This is a genomic window from Akkermansia muciniphila (assembly GCF_018709685.1).
GTDB classification, from domain to species: domain Bacteria; phylum Verrucomicrobiota; class Verrucomicrobiia; order Verrucomicrobiales; family Akkermansiaceae; genus Akkermansia; species Akkermansia muciniphila_E.
The window spans coordinates 103,840-122,316 of sequence record NZ_JABDHQ010000002.1; the positions used below are offsets into that span (position 1 = coordinate 103,840).

The window sequence follows — 18,477 nt, forward strand, 5'->3', positions numbered from 1 at the left end:
ATGCGGATAACATTTTAGCAATGAAGGATGATGTTGTTATGAATGAAGTTGAAAAGAGGGTTACAAAATTGTAATGCACGGGCCTTCACCGTCCTGTTTCACATGTCCACGCCTCCGCCGGACTCCCTTTTCATCATTTCCGTAATGACCTGGAACAGCGCATTGCGGTACAGCACGCCGTCCAGCTTCCCGGTATTTTTCCAGACCACGGGAAAGGCCTCCAGATGGGTCTGCTCAAACAACTTGAGGGCGTCCGTCAAATGAGTGGCCGCGTCCAGAACCGGAGATCCGGGACGGACCAGCTCCCCGGCGGTGGGAGGCGGCCCCTTCCCCTTTTCCTCCATCTTCCGGCGGACAGCCAGGAAATCATCCGGATAAATGGCGCCTTCATACGTTCCGTCCTTCTTCACCACAAAAATCAGGTCTCCCGGATTCCGCAGCATCAGGGCGGAAACATCGTCCAGGGGGGCGTCCGGCGCCACCTGGGGCACCACATGGCGCGCCAGGTCATGCACATCCACCTGGGCCATGGGCAGGCTGACCACGGAAGCCGGGCTGCCGGACAGGCTGGCGGCGTACATGGACCGCGCGCGAATCAGCCGCCCCGTGCCGTAGGCGCTCACCACGCCAATCAGCAGGGGATAAATCATTTCCCCGCTCATGGAAAACTCCACCACCATCACCAGGGCCGTCAGGGGGGCCTGGGCCGCCACGGCAAAAAAGGCGGCCATCCCCACCATGGCATACGCCACGGTATGGTTCCCCTCCATGCCGAATGCCGTCAGAACGGTACTGAAAATAAACCCGACCATGCTCCCTACGTACAAGGTGGGCGTCATGGCGCCCCCTACCGTTCCGCAGCCGAACACCACCGCCACGGCGGCCACCTTCACCAGAAGCAGAATGAACGCCTGCTGCGTGCTGTAATCCTCATTCACCAGCCCGGTAATCAGGGCCTGCCCGTTGCCCACCACCTCCGGATAAAAAACCGCAAACACGCCTACCACCAGTCCGGCGCCCATCAGGCGCAGCGGCAGGAAAGCCTGGCGCCCGTTCAGGTACCTGGTGGCCACATCCAGCAGGCTCACCCATCCTCTGGCCGCTATGGCGGCCACCACCCCCAGCCCAATGCACCAGAGGGACTCTGAAAATACGGCAAAGCTTTCAAACGATGAACTGTACAGCGGGGAGGGGTCCCCCAGCATGTGAAGCATCACGAACCCGGTGCAGGAGGCAATCAGGAGAGGCGCCAGAATGTCCATGCTCACGGTGCCGATGATAATTTCACTCACAAACAGGCAGCCGGCAAAGGGGGCGTGGAACGCCGTCGTGAACCCGGCGGCCGCGCCGCAGCCCACCAGCAGCCTGAGCCGCGGGATGGACACATGCAACCGCTGGCCCACCGCGGACGCAATCAGGGCGGAGGACTGGATAATGGGCCCTTCCTTGCCGATGGCCGCGCCGGATGCGATGCTCCATGCCGCGGAAAACACCCTCAGGGCGGAGGCCCGGAATTTGATCAGCCCGTTTCCGATGGACATGGCCTCCATGTATTCCGTAGCCTGCCCCGGCATCCTCTTTTTCAGGAACAGCAAAATGCAGCCGGCCACCAGGCCGCCCACCACCGGAACAAACATGCGCCATTCCGGTTCCACCTGGGAAAAGGTGCCCACGCGGGAGTCCGACCAGATGCCCGTGAGAATCCATTGGATAACCTCCACCGTCCATTCAAAAAACAGGGACATGCTGGCGCCAACGATTCCTACGATGACGGCCCAAACATAGGTAACCTGCCTTTCTCCCACCTTCCAGTGATGAAACAGCTTTAGAATCCACCCGTACCAGACGGAATCGGACGGCTTCTGAGGCGCGGGAGATGGAGAATTCATGGGCAAAGCGGCAATATTATTTCATTGTGACAAAAAAACGCCTCCGGATGTTCGATGCCGCAGAAAATACCTGCCCGCCCCCGTCATTCCGCCAGCAAAAACTGCGCCGGAAATTCTCCCGCACTTTCAAAGGGCTTGCACCGTGCCTGAAACCTGCTACACCGGAAGTTCCCCCGCCCCGCACCCATGTCCACCTGCACACAGCGCCCCGCACGCCGGGTATCTCCGCGCCTCCGGGCGCTCACGCTCCTGCTGGCTGCCTGCGTTATCCTGGGCAGCCAGATGCATGGCGGCAGGCATGCGGCCTCCGGCTGGCCCACGGAACGTGAAGTGCTCTCCGGCGATTCCATCTTCGGGCAGCCGGGAGATACCGGGTCCCTGGTCACTATTACCCTGCCCTATCCCCTGCGGCCCTCCTGGTCTCCGGATACGGAACTCACTTCCATCACCTGCCACCGTTTGATAGCCGCTCCCCTCACCAGGATTTTCCAGCGGACGCTGGAGCACTACGGCCTGGACCGCATCCGGGAACTGCGGCTGGATATTTACGGCGGCTGCTTCAACAACCGCCCCATCCGCGGAGGCAGCCGCCCGTCCCTGCACGCCTGGGGCATAGCCGTGGACCTGGACCCGGAGCGCAACACCCTGTACATGAGCGCGCCGGAAGCCGCTTTTTCAGGACCGGAATATGACGCCTTCTGGTCCATCGTGGAGAAAGAAGGGGCTTTTTCCCTGGGCAGGGAACGCAATTACGACTGGATGCACTTCCAGTTCGCCCGTCCGTGACCGGCCTGCGCCGAAGCACACGGTACCCTAGAACGTATATTTCAAGTTGATTCCGTAATAAAAATCGTTCCCCAGACCGCTCTGTTTCACCACGGTCAGCGCCTGGCTGTAATTGGTGAAGAGCTCCACGGTCAGCCGGGAAGTGGCGCGGAAGGTAAAGCTCAGGTTGTAATCCAGGGCGTTGGACCCGTGATGCACCACCGGTCCCACGTACCCCCCGTTGTAACCGTACCTCACCACCGCGTCCACCCGCACGCAATCCGCTATCTCCTCATGCATGCCCGCAAATACGGCGTAATAACCGCGGAACGTATGATTGTTGTACTGCCAGTACAGGTCCGTACCGCCAAACCAGCGGCTGGAAAAATGGTAGGTGCTCTTCAGGCCGGGGCGCGGAATGCCCTTGTCCCCCGGAAAAACAAAGCTGTGCTCATACCACGGCATGATCGTCCAGTTCCCGATTTCCTTGATGTAATCCAGCCTGTACTTCAATTCCGCATGGTTCTGGTGGTCCGTGGAAACGCCGTACCATATCTTCCCCACCCACTCCTTGTATTGTATTTCGGGAACAAAGGAGCAGAGGGAACCGTCCCACAGGTCAATGCCTTCGCACTCATACTTGCTGGCCCACCCCGTCTGGAAGCGCAGATAAACCCGGTCATCCGTGGGACCGGCCAGGGAAAGGGGGTGCGGGCACGCCGTCTTCAGGTAGTAGGACTGGTCCCGGCAGCCCCCGTCAGAGCCCCGGGCGCCGGAGCATGACAGCACGCCCGTGCAGGCCGCCAGCAATAGTTGCGTTACGGTTTTCGTGTTCATATGATTACATGGTTGGACAGGCGATTCCTGAAACAGTGCATCCTTTTACACAGTGCCTCATTCCGTTTTTAACTGCAAGCGGCCATTCGCCCGCATCCGGATAAAATGCCTTCCAAGGTAAGACCAATATTGGAAAAACAACATTCAGTACCGAGTGCCAAAAAAACAAATTCCCCGGAAAGATTGTGTCAGTAGCTTCCGCAACTATTATTCCGCGCATGAAGCCGCCCATTTCCGTCCACATCTTATCCGCCCGACGGGCGAATGCGTCTTTTCCCGGCGCCGCGTCAAACCGGTTTTCCCCCGTCCAAAAAGACGCCGGAGGCCGTTACCGGGCCCCCGGCGCCTGAATGACCGGAATCAATCCGCCGGCGTTTCCTTCCACCGCGCCTGCGCCATATCTTCACAACCGCGGGGAAGGAACCAGGCGCGGATTACATTTCAGCCATCATCTTTTCCACGTACTGGAAGAAGATGCTGCCATCCTCTCCGCTGACGCCGTAGTCCTTTGTATCCTCAATATTCGCATTCTTGATGCGGGTGACGATATAAACCCTGGAAAAAATAATTCCCCATTGTCCATATTTGCTGGCATCAAACCAGACGTGGTGATTATAGGGGGACTGGAAATAGATGGTCCCCCCGTCGTCCGGATCGGAAATGTCCCCGCAGTATTTGACCACAATGCGGTCGATGCCTTTGTAGCACCATTCCCGTCCGCATTTCGGATCCTTGGTGAGCCTGGTGGACATGGTGATGGTGGCATCCGTAATATTGAAGGACAATCTATCCTCATCGTGGTACATGACCCCTTTTTGAGGCAGGGTCACCTCATTCTTGATGGAAACCCCGTCATAAATAAGGCGGCCTCCTTTCCATTCCGTTTCCGGCGGCGCTATTTCCCCCTTCAGGAAGCAGGTCCCTGAGAGAGAAACCATGATGGCACAGATAATTTTGTTCATCGTTGTTTATTGGTTTGTTGTTTCAATAATTCCTTTTTAAGGAATTCCTTCATTTCCTGAACGGATTTTTCAGGAGGGGTCTTCGCATCGTCCCGGTACTGCCGCCAGTCGATGTGCAGCTTGGCCATGAGGCGCAGTTCCCTGAGCGAGAAAGGAACGGTGCCCGGGGCATGCGGCATGAAGTCACGGGACCGGTTGCCGATGTAATAAATCTGGCTCTGGTCCCAGGAGCGCTTCATGGTTTCATCAAAGGAGGCCTGCACGCGCTCGTCAGTGACTCTGGCTTCCCACTGGAGGATATCCGCCAGGCAGCCGTCTTGCGCCCGTTTTTCCCACCCCTGGCGCCACAGGGCCAGAATGTACCGGTTCTGGAGGCTGCACGCCGCCGGCGTCAGGTACTTCCTGGTATATTGCAGCTCGTACAGGGGCTTGCATACGGCTTTTTCCTTTTCTCCCAGGGTGGACGCCCCCACCCTCTCCGGGGTGGGAATGATGCCCGCCATCTGGCCGTCCACGTAATAGGGCAACTCCTCCGGAAGACGGATTTCCCACGGGATTTTTTCATTCACGAACACGCCGTTTAAAATGGTATTGAAGGAGCCGTTCCTGCAAACATGGAACAGGTAGATGCCTCCTTTCCTGCACATGAACCTCTTGTAAACCCCGGACCCCGCAAACCTGGAAACGCGGGTCCGGGCTTCCACCGGAAGCGCCTGCCACTGCTCCATGGCGGCGGCAAGGGCGTTCCCGTTTTTGGTTTTCTCCCCTATCTCAAGGTCCCCCTGGTTATTGAACTGGAGCACCAGGGAGGAGGTGGAGGGATGCCTTCTGGCCTCCACGATGTAATCCCGCCTGGATTCATTCTGAAGATATCCGTTGGGATTGTAGAAATACAGGGCTATTTCATGAACCCCTTCCGGCACTTCCACAATGACCCAGATGCCGGGACCGTCCACAAAAGAGGGGTACACCTCGCCATGGTCGTCCCACTCCGCCTCCGTCCGTATGGAGTCCGTAGGATCGAAAAGGACATTCCGGTTGCCCTCCACCTTGATGCTCTCCACCCACCAGCGCAGGGCGTCCCCCTTGTTGCGGTTGAGCCCCATCACTCCCTGGATCCAGTAAGAAGATAAAGCCCCCTGGTATCCGGGCATTCCCGGAACGGAAGAAAGAGTGCGGTAAGACACGGTCTTTGCTTCAAACTCGGAATTGCCCATAGGGGCATTCGTGGCGCACAACGTGGCGCGCGTGACGCCGTACTTTCCGCACCAGTCCCCCTTGGTGGACCAGTCTTCCCCGCGGAACACGATGCTCTTCCCGGCATGCGCATCCGCGCCAAGCTTTTCCAGCCTTTTCAGGACTGCGGCAGGGTCTTCCATCCGCGCCGGGGACGGGAACGCGATCTCATCATCCTGCTGCTTCCTGTCCAGCTTACAGGACAGGGCACCTTTTTTCAGGCTGACAAAGCCGCGCCCATACGTTCCGGCCCAGGCGCTTCCATCCCCCAGGACCAGCAGGGAAGACACATCCACGTTTTCCAGCCCCTTCCTGATTCTCTGCCGCACGGTCATCGTTCCCGCATCCAGCACATCCACTCCCGCCGTCCGGTAGCCCACGTAAATATCCGTTCCGTTCCGGAGGACGGAAGAAACGAAGTCTTCCGACAGCATTTTGGAATTCCCATCTCCCGGAACAGCGGTTTTCCGCGCCGAGGAGCCATAAATGCCCATGTTCTTCCGCGCATAATCCTTCCCCCTCATATAACGCCAGGAACTGATGCCATTGCTGTACGCCAGGCCGGAACACGTTCCCAGCAGCACCTGGTCCTTTTCCGTGCAGGCCAGAATGTTGCAGGCGTTAGAGGGCAGACCGTCCCCATACGGCAGGTACGGCTGGCGCGCAAACTGCCTGGTATCCCAATACCACGGAGCCTGCACGTTCTTCCACTGCATGTACCCCGATTTGCGCGGCGAGTACGAGATGCCGCCAACGGCATAGGCCAGCCACAGATTCCCTTTGGAATCAAAAGCCGCGGAAGCCGCCTGGTCCTCCACCAGACCCGTGGACCGGTCCAGCGTCTTCCAGGAATCGTTTCCCGGATCATAGATGGAGACGCCGCCGGACGTGGCCACCGCAACTTCACCGGAAACGGGGGAGGCGGCCACCGCATAAACATGTTCCCCGTTCAGGGCGTTGCTGCGGTCATACATCTTCCATTCCCTTCCGTTGAAGACGGCCACGCCGCTGTCGTCCGTCCCCACCCAGATGCGGCCGGCCTTGTCCTCCGCGATGCAGGTGAAATTCTTTCCTTTGGGAAAGCCGGAATAATAATCCATATTGAGCCAGGATTTTTCATAGGCCCGGTCCCCGACCTGGAGACGGTAAACGCTCTCCTTCTCCCCCACGGCCCAGACAGCTCCGTCCTGCGCCACCAGGGTACCCCGGATGAAACGGACAGGGCACTCAGGCAGTTGTTCCGGCACCTGGATGGAAACTACTTCCCCTGCAGACCATGAACCCAGCAATGGGAGGGCCAACATGACCGTTCTTATGAAATGTTTGAATTTAATTAACATAACCAATTATTTCCTGATTATTATGTGAGAATATTATCGCATTTTACCGACGTCAACCCATTTTCAATTTATTCGCAATTTTATCCAATGAGAAATAGACACAATCCGCTTAGAGTAAGATACATAAATCATTTAATATATGTTAGTTATATAGATTATTTGGGTTTTGGGAAAAACCCCGAATAGTCCCTGTCATACCCGGACAGAAAAAATGAGGGCGCCCAGTTTAAAAGCGTCGGCCAAACGCTTTTCCCCCAATGCAAATCCTGTTTAAATCTTTCCTCTACTCTCGTAAGCATCGGATTCCGAATCCGTTGCAGGGTATCCGGCGCATAAAAATAAAGACGTTCAAATAGTTATGATTCAAATTATTTTACCGTTGATCTCCCTTCATCCAAATTTTCCAAATCCAAATTCCGATAACACGTTTTAACCCAAACTTTCCTGTTGACTTCGGATTCGGAATCCGATAAGAACCGGGTACCACAGGAGGTCTCCCCCCTTGGATTTGGTTTAAATAATTAACCTGCAACAGCATCAATTTCATGCACCCTCATTTGCCTCATCAATTAACAGCATGGCTTGTGGCCGCAGCCTTCTTCGGGACACTCGCTTCCCAGTCCCAGGCTGCCGGAGAAAGCATCAGCATCAATTTTGGCACCAACGAATCAAACGGCACTATCACGGATTCCTCCACTGCGGGGCTTGACCCGGTCCTTGGATCCAACTGGAACCAATTCAGCGGAGCTTCCCAGTCTACGGCCCAGGACCTGAAAAACAACAACGGAGACGCCACCGGAGCAACCGTCACGTGGTCCAGCAAAAACACATGGACCGGGGGGGGCACCCCCAGCACCGGGGACGCCCAGATGCTGAAGGGCTACCTGGACGACGGCAACGGCATCACCATCAACGTCAGCGGCGTGGATTTCCTGACCTACGGCGTTTACATTTACTGCAATACGGACACAGCCAACGCAAATTTCTCCGCCAAAACCGTCAACGGCGTTTCCTATACGTGGAACGGCACCTCCACCGTGCCCGGCTCCGGGGCATGGGGGGCAACGGGAACCTTGGGACAAGCGGTGGAAGGAACCAACACCCTGTACGTGGATGGCCAGACTTCCTCCAACCTGAGCATCACTTCTCCAACCAATACCAGCGGGACAGGAACCCGCGGCTGCATTGCAGGCATCCAGATCGTCAATACTTATGACGGCGTTAAGATCACCGCCACCCTGGATGGAACCGCTTCCTCCGAGTGGACGGCATCCCAGCTGGGAAACGCCGCATGGACGGACGCCGCTGAAGGAGCAGGAACCTATGCTTCCATCAACGTCACCAACGGCCCGGCCGCACTGACGATTGCGGATGACCAGACCCGCAGTACGGACGCCATCCTCCTGGACGGGGGCAACCTGTCCATTTCCGGCGGAAGCCTGAACCTGTCCGGCCCCGGCATTCTCCGCGCGGCGGAAGGAACCACGCTGACCGTGTCTTCCAACATCTCCGGAAACGCCACCCTTGACGGAGCCGGCTCCGTCATCATGAACGGGACCAACAGCCTGACGGGCCTTTCCGGTTCCGGCAACCTGACCCTGGGGGACAATGCCTCCATCTCCATCACGGGAGACGGCACTTCCGTCTATACGGGTTCCCTGACGCTGGGGGAAAACGCCTCCATCACGGCCTCCAATCCCAACTGGACCTTCACAGGCGCCCTGACCATAGCGGCGGCCAGCTATAATGCCAATGACTCCTGGGCGCACAAAGCCTCCTCCCTCACCCTGACGGGTGCCGGAGACGTGGAATACACCTTTGAAAGCGGAACGCTGATTCCCATCACCCATGCGGACAGCTCCCTGACGGTCCGCAAGGTGACGGACGGCACCGGCACCATCAATGCCGACCATGCCTCCGACATCGCGCACCTGATCGTTGACGCTGGTACGGTCAATCTGGCTGCCAGTGACACCACCTATACGTTTGAATCCATCACCATCGGGCAGAACGCCAAGCTGAGCTTGAACGCGGTAGGCGCCGTTCTGGGCGGTACGCCGGACATGCTGATGAAATCCGGTTCCACGTTTGAAATGCTCAATTGCAAAGCCTACGGCGCAGACACCCCCGTCAACGCCAACATTACCGTTGACGCCGCAGGAGGCGGGGTAACCATCTCCGGTTCCCTTTACGGCAACGCCGTCAACCTTGGCGGAACCATCACCGGTGAAGGGGAACTGCTGGTTACCAACGGTTCCACCGGGAGCAACAACTTCACTATTTCCTCCGTTATTTCCGACAAGGACGCTTCCCACCAGATAAGCGTGAAGGTTAACAAGAACAGCTCCACAGTTGTCTTCTCCGGCAATAACACTTACACGGGAGGCACCTCCATCGTTCAGGGAACGCTCCAGACCAACTCCGCAACCGCCCTCGGCCAGGGTTCCGTGCTGGTGCAGGGAGGAACGCTCAATGCCAACAGCCAGGCCCTTGCCAACGCCATCACGCTCCAGACGGGAACCGTCCAGAACCTGGGCAGCGTTTCCGCTCCCAAGGACCTCACCGTCGGCCTGACGGGGAATGCCGCCATCAACAACTCAACGGTAGTTCTGGGGAACGCCCCCGGCGCTTCCATGATCTCCACGGGCCAGGTGCTGACGCTTTCCGGCTCCACCTCCGCCACGCTGAACAACGCCACGCTGAACATCTCCAGCTTCAACACGGCGCTGATTAACATGCAGGGAACATCCACCCTCAACGTGACCGGCGGCCTGACGCTTAACCTGAGCAGCGACCTGGTGCTGGACCTCACTTCCCCCCTGACGATTGACCTGATCACGCTGGGAGAAGGCACTTCCCTGGCCGGCGACATTGACTGGGATGCACTGCTCACGCTCACGCAGAACGGCCAGAACCTGCTCTGGGACGGCGTCACCTACAATAACGGCAGCCTGACCTTCACCGGCCTGGCCGTACCGGAACCCGGCACGGCCACCCTGAGCCTGCTGGGCCTCACGGCCCTACTGATGCGCCGGAAACGCCGTTCCTGACCAACTAAGGCAAGAGCCTTTTTCAAAATGCATTCCCCTTCACCGGGGAATGCATTTTTTTTGAAAAAAGGCCTGTTTCACGATTCAATCTATCCTCACAAAGGCAAACCACTGAAAAATGAACCACTTGCATTACATCATAACTAACTGAACCTATGATATCCATAAGATCCGCGCCCCGGCATTTCCACTGGTAAAGGGAATTCCATTAGGAAACGGAGAAAAACGGACTATTAAATATCTAAGGAATTTAAAATATATTGACATTTTTGAAATATTGTTCATAGTATCATATACCTTATGAAGTTTTGCTCATTTCCAATTTTTTCTATATTTCTTATCACTCTGTTTTCTTTTTCAGTGGATATGGGATTCACGGCAACATCCCCTTCGGAAGGTACTGCCGTCACCCCCGTGACATTGCTTGATGATTTGAAAAATGGAACAAAAACACGAACCCAACTTAAAAAGGCCCTACTGGGATACATGAAGAAGGAAGCATGTAAAACCGAGGACAATATCACCAGATACACTCCGGAAGCCCGGCGCAACAAGAATATTGTAAACTATGTAGGCTTTGAAAAAGAATGGGCTGTCATCAACAAACGTTCCCTAGCCGTTCTCAAGGAAACCATTCCAAAACTCCAAAGCAAGGATTCCTCCACTCGCCTGGAAGGCCTTGATGATCTCACCAATCTGATGCTGGCTTTTGAAGTCACCTCTACACCGGAGAAAAAACAAAACCGGGCGTTAAGGCTCCTGATTGGCTATTTCTATTTTTTCCCCAGTCTTTATTTCAAGGAAACCAGCATCAAGCCTTATCTTCCGGAACGCATGCTGCGTATCGGCTCTTTCCATGCCGCCGACTTTTTTGATATGGGAAAGGATTTCTATCCTCTTGGGATAGAGGCATACAAACATCTTTTAAAAGCCTACGGGACGACTCCGGCAGACCAGAGCCAGTACGTTTACTGGATTTCATGGGGATATCTCCAATTGAAACAATATGATGAAGCCGCTACATGGGCAAAAAAAATGCCTCCATGCATCGGAATGACGGATGCACCAGCACGGTTGCAAAAATGGGCCAAACAAGGGAAGGCCAAACAGAGAAAAAAGAAATGATCCATATTCCTGCCATGATTCCCCTATCCAAAATATTCACCTTAATTCTCACTGCGGCATTAGCGTCAGCATTTCCGGATGTTCTCGCGAACAACGATGTCAACATTGAGGATATCTTCTCCAAACAGGATCAAAACGGAATTGTCCACGTTATTGACCATCCCTCGGATCAAGTTGCAGAACCTCTTATTAAAAGGGCTCTTCAGGGGTATGTTAAAAAACCTAACTCGACCATTGTCACTGATCCTAAAAAACCTCACAAGGAAAATTACCCTGTATCCTTCACATTCAAGGAAGCTCCTGTACCTCAAGTACGCATACGTCCTTCCTATGATGATGATAAAAATGACGATTTTGCAGGCCAACCCTGTGGGATCGGTTTTGTGACTCTGGTTTCAGATGATGGGTGCACCATCTCTATTACAGATGATAAGGGACAAAAAAATGAATGGCTCAAGGAGAGTGGAAAAGGGCATGATATCTCAAAAGGAAGAAGAGATTATCCAAAAGTTCTGATGCCTGGTACGCATTCCTTTGACATCGAATATTCCCAGACCTACTACAATCCTCGCCCGGGGAAAAAGGATATGGATGGAATTACCTTGTTCGTCACTCCAGTTGTTGTTGATATTTCCGTACGCAAACAGAATGCTCCCACGGAAAACTTCCGGGTATTGCTCATCAAAGGAGAATCCATAGAAATGGCCCTGAACAAGGATCTTCTGGGAGAAGAAAGTAAATTCAAAGATCAAATTACCTGGGAAATATGCCGATTGAAATGTGATACGGGTGGCTGCAAGTACGAAACTGGATGGAACAAAGTAGGAAATGGAACGACCTGCGTCTATCGTTGCGATACACCAGGAATATATCGATTGCGTGCTAAAATTAACGGTAAAATTTTTACGTATACTCGTAGAGAAGATGCCTATGGCGGAAAAAAATCACCTTTCCTGTGCAGGGGAGACCCAGATTGCATAGGAGTAGTCCACAGCCAGAATGAGAAAAATCTCATTAACAGTGCCATAGAATATATGATGAAAACACATTATGCCAAAGCAACTCCTTGGTATGATCCTGAAGAATTGGACTCTATTTTTAAAAATTCCATCCCTCCGATGACTCCCAAGCAAAAACAATTTGCGCAAGAATGCTCCCTTCTGAGAAGACAAATAAAAATTTATGGGCACCATGATTTTGCCAACGATCTTAAAGAGTCCAGCAAATGTAATTTATTCATCTATTATCAGGCCCATTCATGCGGTCTGGATATTCCGGCATTCACCTACGGAACATTGACTCCTCCTTTTGGAAAGTCCTGCGCTCCATTAGTTAAAGAATGGATAAACCCTGAAAAGAAAATAGGCTCATGGAGATGGATGAATCCCGCTAACACTCTGCCAGAACCCGGATGGTTTGAATTCGACAAAGTTCATGCCGCCATTATTGATTATGACGGCGCCGGCATTAGTGGTGGCACTACCGACGTCAATAAGTTACTCTATCTTACCTTCCCCTCTTCCTTTAGAAAATATGAATAATTCCTTCCTCTGCCTTTCTTTGATGGCATGTATTTCTTCCGGGCATGCCACGGAATCATTTGATTTTCAGCATCTTCGCGAATATCAAAAGCTTGCTCACCAATATTCACAGGAAGGAAACTCATTAAAAGCAGCAGAAACAGACGCGCAACTGCGCCGACTCCTCCCCAAGATTATTCCGAATATCATCAAGGACTTGCCCAGCATTTCCCAACATAGGCAGAATTTGCTCTCCATCTATCTTCGCAAACTCCCCGATGAAGATTATTTGAACGTAGCGCAGTGCCTTGTCCAGCATGTTAATTTTAACAATAGCGAGCAGGTTCAATTTCTGGAAAATATTCTGTTCGAACCTTTTGAGAGCCCCAGAGATAATTTCTTTGCCATGAACTGGCGCAATGCGAAAGTGAGGCAATTATGTAAACAGCTGCAAGGACGCATTGATCCCAAAAATCCTATTCATAGGAAAATGACTGCCATCCTCAACGGGGAAGAATTCAGAAACATGATGCGAGAGGCTCTGAGGGGCGATTTCCGCATTCCTGTGCGTCTGCCGCACCGAGACGACGAACCACAATTCCAAAAATGGGGGGCATCCGAAAAGGACCAGATGACAGCCATCAAGAATTTGCGCGGGGAATGGGATAAGGCATGCAAGGCCCTTCTTGACATGAAAGGAAAAGAAGATGTGGACCAGGTAGCGCAGGCCTGGAAAAAAGCCACAGGGGCGGCGGAAAAAGTCATGAACATGTTACCTCCCCCCGCAGAAAATGCCAGACATCGTGTGGGGCTGTATTTTTATGAGAATTTTTTCAAGGAATGTAGAGATTTGGCTCAGGCAGGACAAGAACCTGATTCCACGTATCAAAAAGTGCTACACAAGTTCTTAAAATTTGATGAGAACGACAAGGAACTTTGGGATAAATTAATGCCTTTTGGAGAGTTTTACAAGACCATCTCCAACACAGATTCCTATCTTAATGAAGAGGCCGTTTATTTACATACGGAAGGCAACCGGCAGGATGAGAGAAGCAAACGCCTTTCAAGAGGACGGTAAGAAGAAGCCGCCTGCTTGATTAATTAAACTATCCTCACTTCAGAAAAAACGAAAAGGGCCCCCGCTTACGCGGAGGCCCCCAGCTTACCCCAAACAACAGAAAAACAAGGAGCGGTTCCTTCAGGAATGCATGGACAGGGCGTGACGGTATTCCACCGGGAAGACCTTGATGAACCTGCCGCGTTCCTCCGGCCAGTTGTTCAGCAGGTCGTAGGCACGGCGGCTCTTCGTAGCCATGTAGTGTTCATAAATGAGCTGGAGCAGTTCCGCCTCATCGGCTGAATGGGGCAGGACCGTTTCCAGGTCCACGCTGCCCAGGTTGCACTTCCGGTCAAAGTCATTGTCCGCATCGTACACGTAGGCCAGGCCTCCGGTCATCCCCGCGGCGAAGTTGACGCCCACCTTGCCGAGCACCGCCACACGGCCTCCGGTCATGTATTCGCAGCCGTGGTCGCCGATACCCTCCACCACCATCGTGGCGCCGCTGTTGCGGATGGCGAAGCGTTCCCCAGCCTGCCCGTGCAGGAAGATTTTTCCGGACGTGGCCCCGTAGCCGATGACGTTGCCCGCAATGACGTTGTCCGACGGAGCATAGGAGATGTTTTCCGGAGGCCGCACGACGATCTTGCCTCCGGAGAGCCCCTTGCCTACAAAGTCGTTCGCCTCTCCCGCCAGTTCAAACGTGATGCCGGGCGCCAGAAAGGCGCCGAAGCTCTGCCCGGCGCATCCCGTGAAGCGCACCGCCAGGGTGTCGTCCGCCAGGCCGCGCGGGCCGAATTTCATCACCAGTTCCCCGGAGAGTTCCGTGCCCGCCGTCCGGTCCACGTTGCGGATTTCCCGGAAGAGTTCGGCAGAGACTCCCTTTTCCAGCAGGGGCCGCAGGTCCGGCAGCAGATGGCGGCGGTCATAGTTGTCCAGAGGTTCCTTTTCTAGGGAGGGGTCAAACCGCCGTCCGTCTCCTTCCGCCGCGTGCAGGATGGAGGAGAAGTCCAGATGCCGCGCCTTGTAGAAGTCAATGGCCCTGTTCATGGAGAGCAGGTCCGTGCGCCCTACCGCCTCATCCAGGGAACGGAGTCCCAGGGAAGCCAGGATTTCACGCGTTTCCTGCGCTACGAAGCGGAGGTAGTTGATGACGTATTCCGGCTTGCCGCTGAATTTGGCCCTCAGGGCCGGGTCCTGCGTGGCGACACCCACCGGGCACGTGTTTTCATGGCATTTGCGGAGCATCGCGCAGCCCAGGGAAACCAGAACGGCGGTACCGAAGCCGAATTCCTCCGCTCCCAGCAGGGCCGCCATGACCACGTCCCTCCCGGTGCGGAGCTGTCCGTCCACCTGGAGCCTGACGCGGGAGCGGAGCTTGTTGAGCACCAGGGTCTGCTGCGTTTCCGCCAGCCCCAGTTCCCACGGCAGCCCGGCGTGCTTCACGCTGGTGAGCGGGGAGGCTCCCGTGCCGCCGTCATGCCCGCTGACCACCACCACGTCCGCATGGGCCTTCACCACTCCGGCGGCTACGGCGCCAATGCCCACTTCCGAGACGAGCTTGACGGAGACGCGGGCTTCCGGGTTGGAGTTCCGCAGATCGTAGATCAACTGGGCCAGGTCCTCAATGGAGTAGATGTCATGGTGCGGAGGCGGGGAGATGAGGCTGACATTCGGCATGGAGTGGCGCAGCCGCGCAATGTACGGGTCCACCTTATGGGCCGGAAGCTGGCCGCCCTCCCCGGGCTTGGCGCCCTGGGCCATCTTGATCTGTAATTCGGACGCGTGCCGCAGGTAGTTGATGGTTACGCCAAAGCGGCCGCTGGCTATCTGCTTGACCGCGCTGGAACGGATTTCTCCCCGGGCGTTGGGTTCGTAGCGCGCCTCATCCTCCCCCCCTTCCCCGGAATTGCTTTTCGCGCCGATTTTGTTCATCGCGATGGCAATGGCTTCATGGGCTTCCGGGCTGAGGGACCCCAGGGACATGGCTCCGGAGACGAAGCGGCGCAGGATGGAGTCCTCACTTTCCACTTCCCCCAGAGGAACGGCGTCCGCCGGGCTGAACTCAAACAGCCCGCGCAGGGTGCAGAGGTGCTGCGCCTGATGGTTGCTGTATTCCGCGAATTCGCGGTACTTTTCCGCGTTGTTTTCCCGTACGGCGGCGCGGAAGGCCTGGAGCGTCTGCGGATTCCAGAGGTGGTTTTCCCCGCCCTTTTTGTACTTGTACTGGCCGCCCGCATCCAGGGCGTCCTGCTGTGCCGGGGCGCCTGCGGCGCGCTGGCCGCATTCCATGGCAATTTCCTCCAGCCCGATGCCGCCGATGCGGCTAACGGTGCCGGGAAAGTATTCGTCAATCAATTCCCGGTTCAGGCCCACGGCCTCGAACAACTGGGAGGAACGGTAGCTGCGCAGGGTGGAAATGCCCATCTTGGACATGATTTTGAGCAGCCCCTTGTCAATGGCGTTGATGTAATTGCTGGCCGCTTTCACCACGTCCAGCGGGCAGTCCTGCGGCGCGGCCAGGGAGGTGACCGTAGCCAGGGCCAGATACGGGTTCACCGCCGTGGCGCCGAAGCCCAGCAGCAGGGCAAAGTGCATGGTTTCCCGCGCTTCCCCCGTTTCCAGAATCAGCCCGGCTTCCGATCTCAGCCCCGCCTCCGCCAGCGCGCGATGCACCACGGAACAGGCCAGCAGGCTGGGGATGGGCAGATAACCGGGGCTGATGCTGCGGTCCGTCAGCACCAGGATGCGCACGCCGGATTTGACCAGCCCCACGGCGGATTCCGCCAGGCTGTCCAGCGTCTCCCGCAGGTCTTTTCCGTTCCCTCCTTCCGGGAACTGCATGGAAAGCCTGGCGGAGGGGAACCCCGCCTCCCGGATGCCGCAGAGGCGGTTGAGTTCTTCATCCGTAATGACGGGGCGCGCCATCTTGACCAGCCGGGCGTGTTCCGGCGTTTCTTCCAGAATGTTGGGATGGTTGCCTATGTACGTGGTCAGGCTCATGACCAGCTCTTCCCGGATGGGGTCAATGGGCGGGTTGGTCACCTGCGCGAACAATTGCTTGAAGTAGTTGAACAGGAGCGGGGCCTTCCCGGAGAGGACGGCGAGGGGCGCATCGTTCCCCATGGAGCCGATGGGTTCCGCACCTTTCATCATCATGGGCCGGATGATCAGGTCTATGTCCTCCTGCGTGAACCCGAACCGCCGCTGGCGCGCGGTGAGGTCCGGCATTTCCGCGGAAGCGGAGATAGAATCAAACAGGGAGCGGACGGAAATCTTGTTTTCCTCCACCCAGCGGCGGTACGGCCTGCGCCGGGCCATTTCATTCTTGGTTTCCGCATCGGACACCAGCCGGTGGTTCACCAGGTCGCAATAGATCATTTCACCGGGACGCAGACGGCCGCGGCGTGCGACTTTTTCCGCGGGTATGTCCACCACGCCCGTTTCCGAGGCCAGAATGAATATGTCATCCGTGGTCAGCGTGTAGCGGGCCGGGCGCAGTCCGTTGCGGTCCAGCATGGCCCCGGCGTTGATCCCGTCGGAAAAGACCACGGCGGTGGGACCGTCCCAGGGTTCCATCAGGGCGGAATGGTATTCAAAGAATCCGCGCACATCCGGCCCCAGATGGTAGTTGGCGCCCCAGGCCTGCGGCATGAGCATGAGCATGGCGTGGCGCAGGTCGCGCCCGCCGGCCACCAGCAGCTCCACCATGTTGTCCAGGCAGGCGGAATCACTCTGGCCCGGAGGAATCAGGGGCAGGAGTTTCTGCATGTCGTCCCCCAGCAGGGGGGTGGCCAGATGCGGTTCCCGCACCTTCAGGTGGTTCAGGTTTCCTCGCAGGGTGTTGATTTCCCCGTTGTGGGCCAGGTAGCGGAAGGGATGGGCCAGGCTCCAGGTGGGAAAGGTGTTGGTGCTGTAGCGCTGGTGCACCAGGGCCAGGGGTGATTTGAAATGCCCGCTGGCCAGGTCTTCATAAAATCCTTCAATCTGCGTGCCCAGGAACAGCCCCTTGTACACAATGCTGCGGCTGGAACAGCTGCATACGTAGCAGCTTTCCACGCGCCGTTCCATGTCACGGCGCATCACGAAGAGCTTGCGCTCCAGTTCCGCCTGGTCCGTAAAGCCGCTGCCGTCAATGAACAATTGCCGGATCAGGGGACAGGTGCGCCGGGCGTTGGCGCCAATGCCGTCCGGGTTCACGGGAACCTGCCTCCAGGCAATGACCCTGCCTCCATTTTCCGTAACGGCGGCTTCCAATTCCTTTTCATGGCCGCTGCCGCCGAATATCATGGCGACTCCGTATTTCCCCCGCGCGGGAAGCTGGTTGGGAAGAGCCAGGCGGAAGAATTCATCCGGCAGGGCCAGCATGATGCCCGCGCCATCCCCGGTTTCAGGATCGCTCCCCACCGCGCCGCGGTGCATGAGCCTTTTGAGAACGGTGATCCCCATTTCAATGATCTTGTGGCTCGGTTCGTTTTTCAGGTCCGCCACCAGGCCCACGCCGCAGGCGTCCCTCTCCTGTTCAAAGTCATACAATCCCTGCGGCGCGGGGATGCCTGTCTCAAATTGATCACTATTCATCGGTTGCTGTTTCTTGTTTGGGTTAAGCTGCCTTCATTACAGCAAAAAGCGTGCCAACTTTTCTTTCAGGTCCCGCCGAACACCGGAACGGACCTTGACCGCCCGGTTTTACAGG

Annotated in this window: 10 protein-coding genes; 5 read left to right on the top strand and 5 right to left on the bottom strand. The window is 56.0% G+C overall.

What is annotated here, in order from left to right:
• Window positions 1–98: 98 nt before the first annotated feature.
• Window positions 99–1,889 carry a chloride channel protein gene (locus HHJ06_RS01955; protein ID WP_215427108.1) on the bottom strand — a complete coding sequence of 597 codons (1,791 nt, stop codon included), beginning with the start codon at window positions 1,887–1,889 and terminating at the stop codon, window positions 99–101.
• 186 nt (window positions 1,890–2,075) lie between these two features.
• Here HHJ06_RS01955 and HHJ06_RS01960 point away from each other — a divergent pair, with 186 nt between their 5' ends.
• Window positions 2,076–2,675 carry a M15 family metallopeptidase gene (locus HHJ06_RS01960; protein ID WP_215427109.1) on the top strand — a complete coding sequence of 200 codons (600 nt, stop codon included), beginning with the start codon at window positions 2,076–2,078 and terminating at the stop codon, window positions 2,673–2,675.
• A 27-nt stretch (window positions 2,676–2,702) separates the two neighbouring features.
• Here the strand turns inward: HHJ06_RS01960 and HHJ06_RS01965 are convergent, their stop codons facing one another.
• The 3 genes from HHJ06_RS01965 to HHJ06_RS01975 form a co-directional block, all read right to left on the bottom strand.
• Entirely contained in the window at window positions 2,703–3,491 is a 789-nt protein-coding gene (locus tag HHJ06_RS01965) for a hypothetical protein (protein ID WP_146016544.1), read from the bottom strand.
• A gap of 434 nt (window positions 3,492–3,925) precedes the next feature.
• Window positions 3,926–4,429, bottom strand: a complete 504-nt coding sequence (locus tag HHJ06_RS01970) for a hypothetical protein (RefSeq protein WP_215427110.1) — start codon at window positions 4,427–4,429, stop codon at window positions 3,926–3,928.
• A 20-nt stretch (window positions 4,430–4,449) separates the two neighbouring features.
• A complete protein-coding gene (locus tag HHJ06_RS01975) occupies window positions 4,450–6,993 on the bottom strand; it encodes a ligand-binding sensor domain-containing protein (RefSeq protein WP_215427111.1) in 2,544 nt (847 codons plus the stop codon).
• Between the two features lie 581 nt (window positions 6,994–7,574).
• On the opposite strand from HHJ06_RS01975, the gene HHJ06_RS01980 reads away from it, so the two are divergent.
• The 4 genes from HHJ06_RS01980 (at window position 7,575) to HHJ06_RS01995 (ending at window position 13,802) form a co-directional block, all read left to right on the top strand.
• Window positions 7,575–10,079 carry a beta strand repeat-containing protein gene (locus HHJ06_RS01980; protein ID WP_215427112.1) on the top strand — a complete coding sequence of 835 codons (2,505 nt, stop codon included), beginning with the start codon at window positions 7,575–7,577 and terminating at the stop codon, window positions 10,077–10,079.
• Between the two features lie 300 nt (window positions 10,080–10,379).
• The gene (locus HHJ06_RS01985) at window positions 10,380–11,204 is read left to right on the top strand and encodes a hypothetical protein (RefSeq protein WP_215427113.1); all 825 of its coding nucleotides are present in this window, start codon (window positions 10,380–10,382) and stop codon (window positions 11,202–11,204) included.
• Window positions 11,102–12,745, top strand: a complete 1,644-nt coding sequence (locus tag HHJ06_RS01990) for a hypothetical protein (protein WP_215427114.1) — start codon at window positions 11,102–11,104, stop codon at window positions 12,743–12,745. Before HHJ06_RS01985 ends, HHJ06_RS01990 begins: the two co-directional genes overlap by 103 nt.
• Complete coding sequence (locus HHJ06_RS01995) at window positions 12,738–13,802, top strand: hypothetical protein (protein WP_215427115.1); 1,065 nt, start codon at window positions 12,738–12,740, stop codon at window positions 13,800–13,802. Before HHJ06_RS01990 ends, HHJ06_RS01995 begins: the two co-directional genes overlap by 8 nt.
• Before the next feature lie 120 nt (window positions 13,803–13,922).
• On the opposite strand, the gene gltB is transcribed toward HHJ06_RS01995, so the two are convergent.
• Window positions 13,923–18,362 carry a glutamate synthase large subunit gene (gene gltB, locus HHJ06_RS02000; RefSeq protein WP_215427116.1) on the bottom strand — a complete coding sequence of 1,480 codons (4,440 nt, stop codon included), beginning with the start codon at window positions 18,360–18,362 and terminating at the stop codon, window positions 13,923–13,925.
• Between the last annotated feature and the right edge of the window lie 115 nt (window positions 18,363–18,477).

Bases quoted from the DNA above. Each gene is read 5' to 3' on its own strand.
- HHJ06_RS01955 (WP_215427108.1), bottom strand. From the start codon at position 1,889: ATGAATTCTCCATCTCCCGCGCCTCAGAAGCCGTCCGATTCCGTCTGG.
- HHJ06_RS01960 (WP_215427109.1), top strand. From the start codon at position 2,076: ATGTCCACCTGCACACAGCGCCCCGCACGCCGGGTATCTCCGCGCCTC.
- HHJ06_RS01965 (WP_146016544.1), bottom strand. From the start codon at position 3,491: ATGAACACGAAAACCGTAACGCAACTATTGCTGGCGGCCTGCACGGGC.
- HHJ06_RS01970 (WP_215427110.1), bottom strand. From the start codon at position 4,429: ATGGTTTCTCTCTCAGGGACCTGCTTCCTGAAGGGGGAAATAGCGCCG.
- HHJ06_RS01975 (WP_215427111.1), bottom strand. From the start codon at position 6,993: ATGTTGGCCCTCCCATTGCTGGGTTCATGGTCTGCAGGGGAAGTAGTT.
- HHJ06_RS01980 (WP_215427112.1), top strand. From the start codon at position 7,575: ATGCACCCTCATTTGCCTCATCAATTAACAGCATGGCTTGTGGCCGCA.
- HHJ06_RS01985 (WP_215427113.1), top strand. From the start codon at position 10,380: ATGAAGTTTTGCTCATTTCCAATTTTTTCTATATTTCTTATCACTCTG.
- HHJ06_RS01990 (WP_215427114.1), top strand. From the start codon at position 11,102: ATGGGCAAAAAAAATGCCTCCATGCATCGGAATGACGGATGCACCAGC.
- HHJ06_RS01995 (WP_215427115.1), top strand. From the start codon at position 12,738: ATGAATAATTCCTTCCTCTGCCTTTCTTTGATGGCATGTATTTCTTCC.
- gltB (WP_215427116.1), bottom strand. From the start codon at position 18,362: ATGAATAGTGATCAATTTGAGACAGGCATCCCCGCGCCGCAGGGATTG.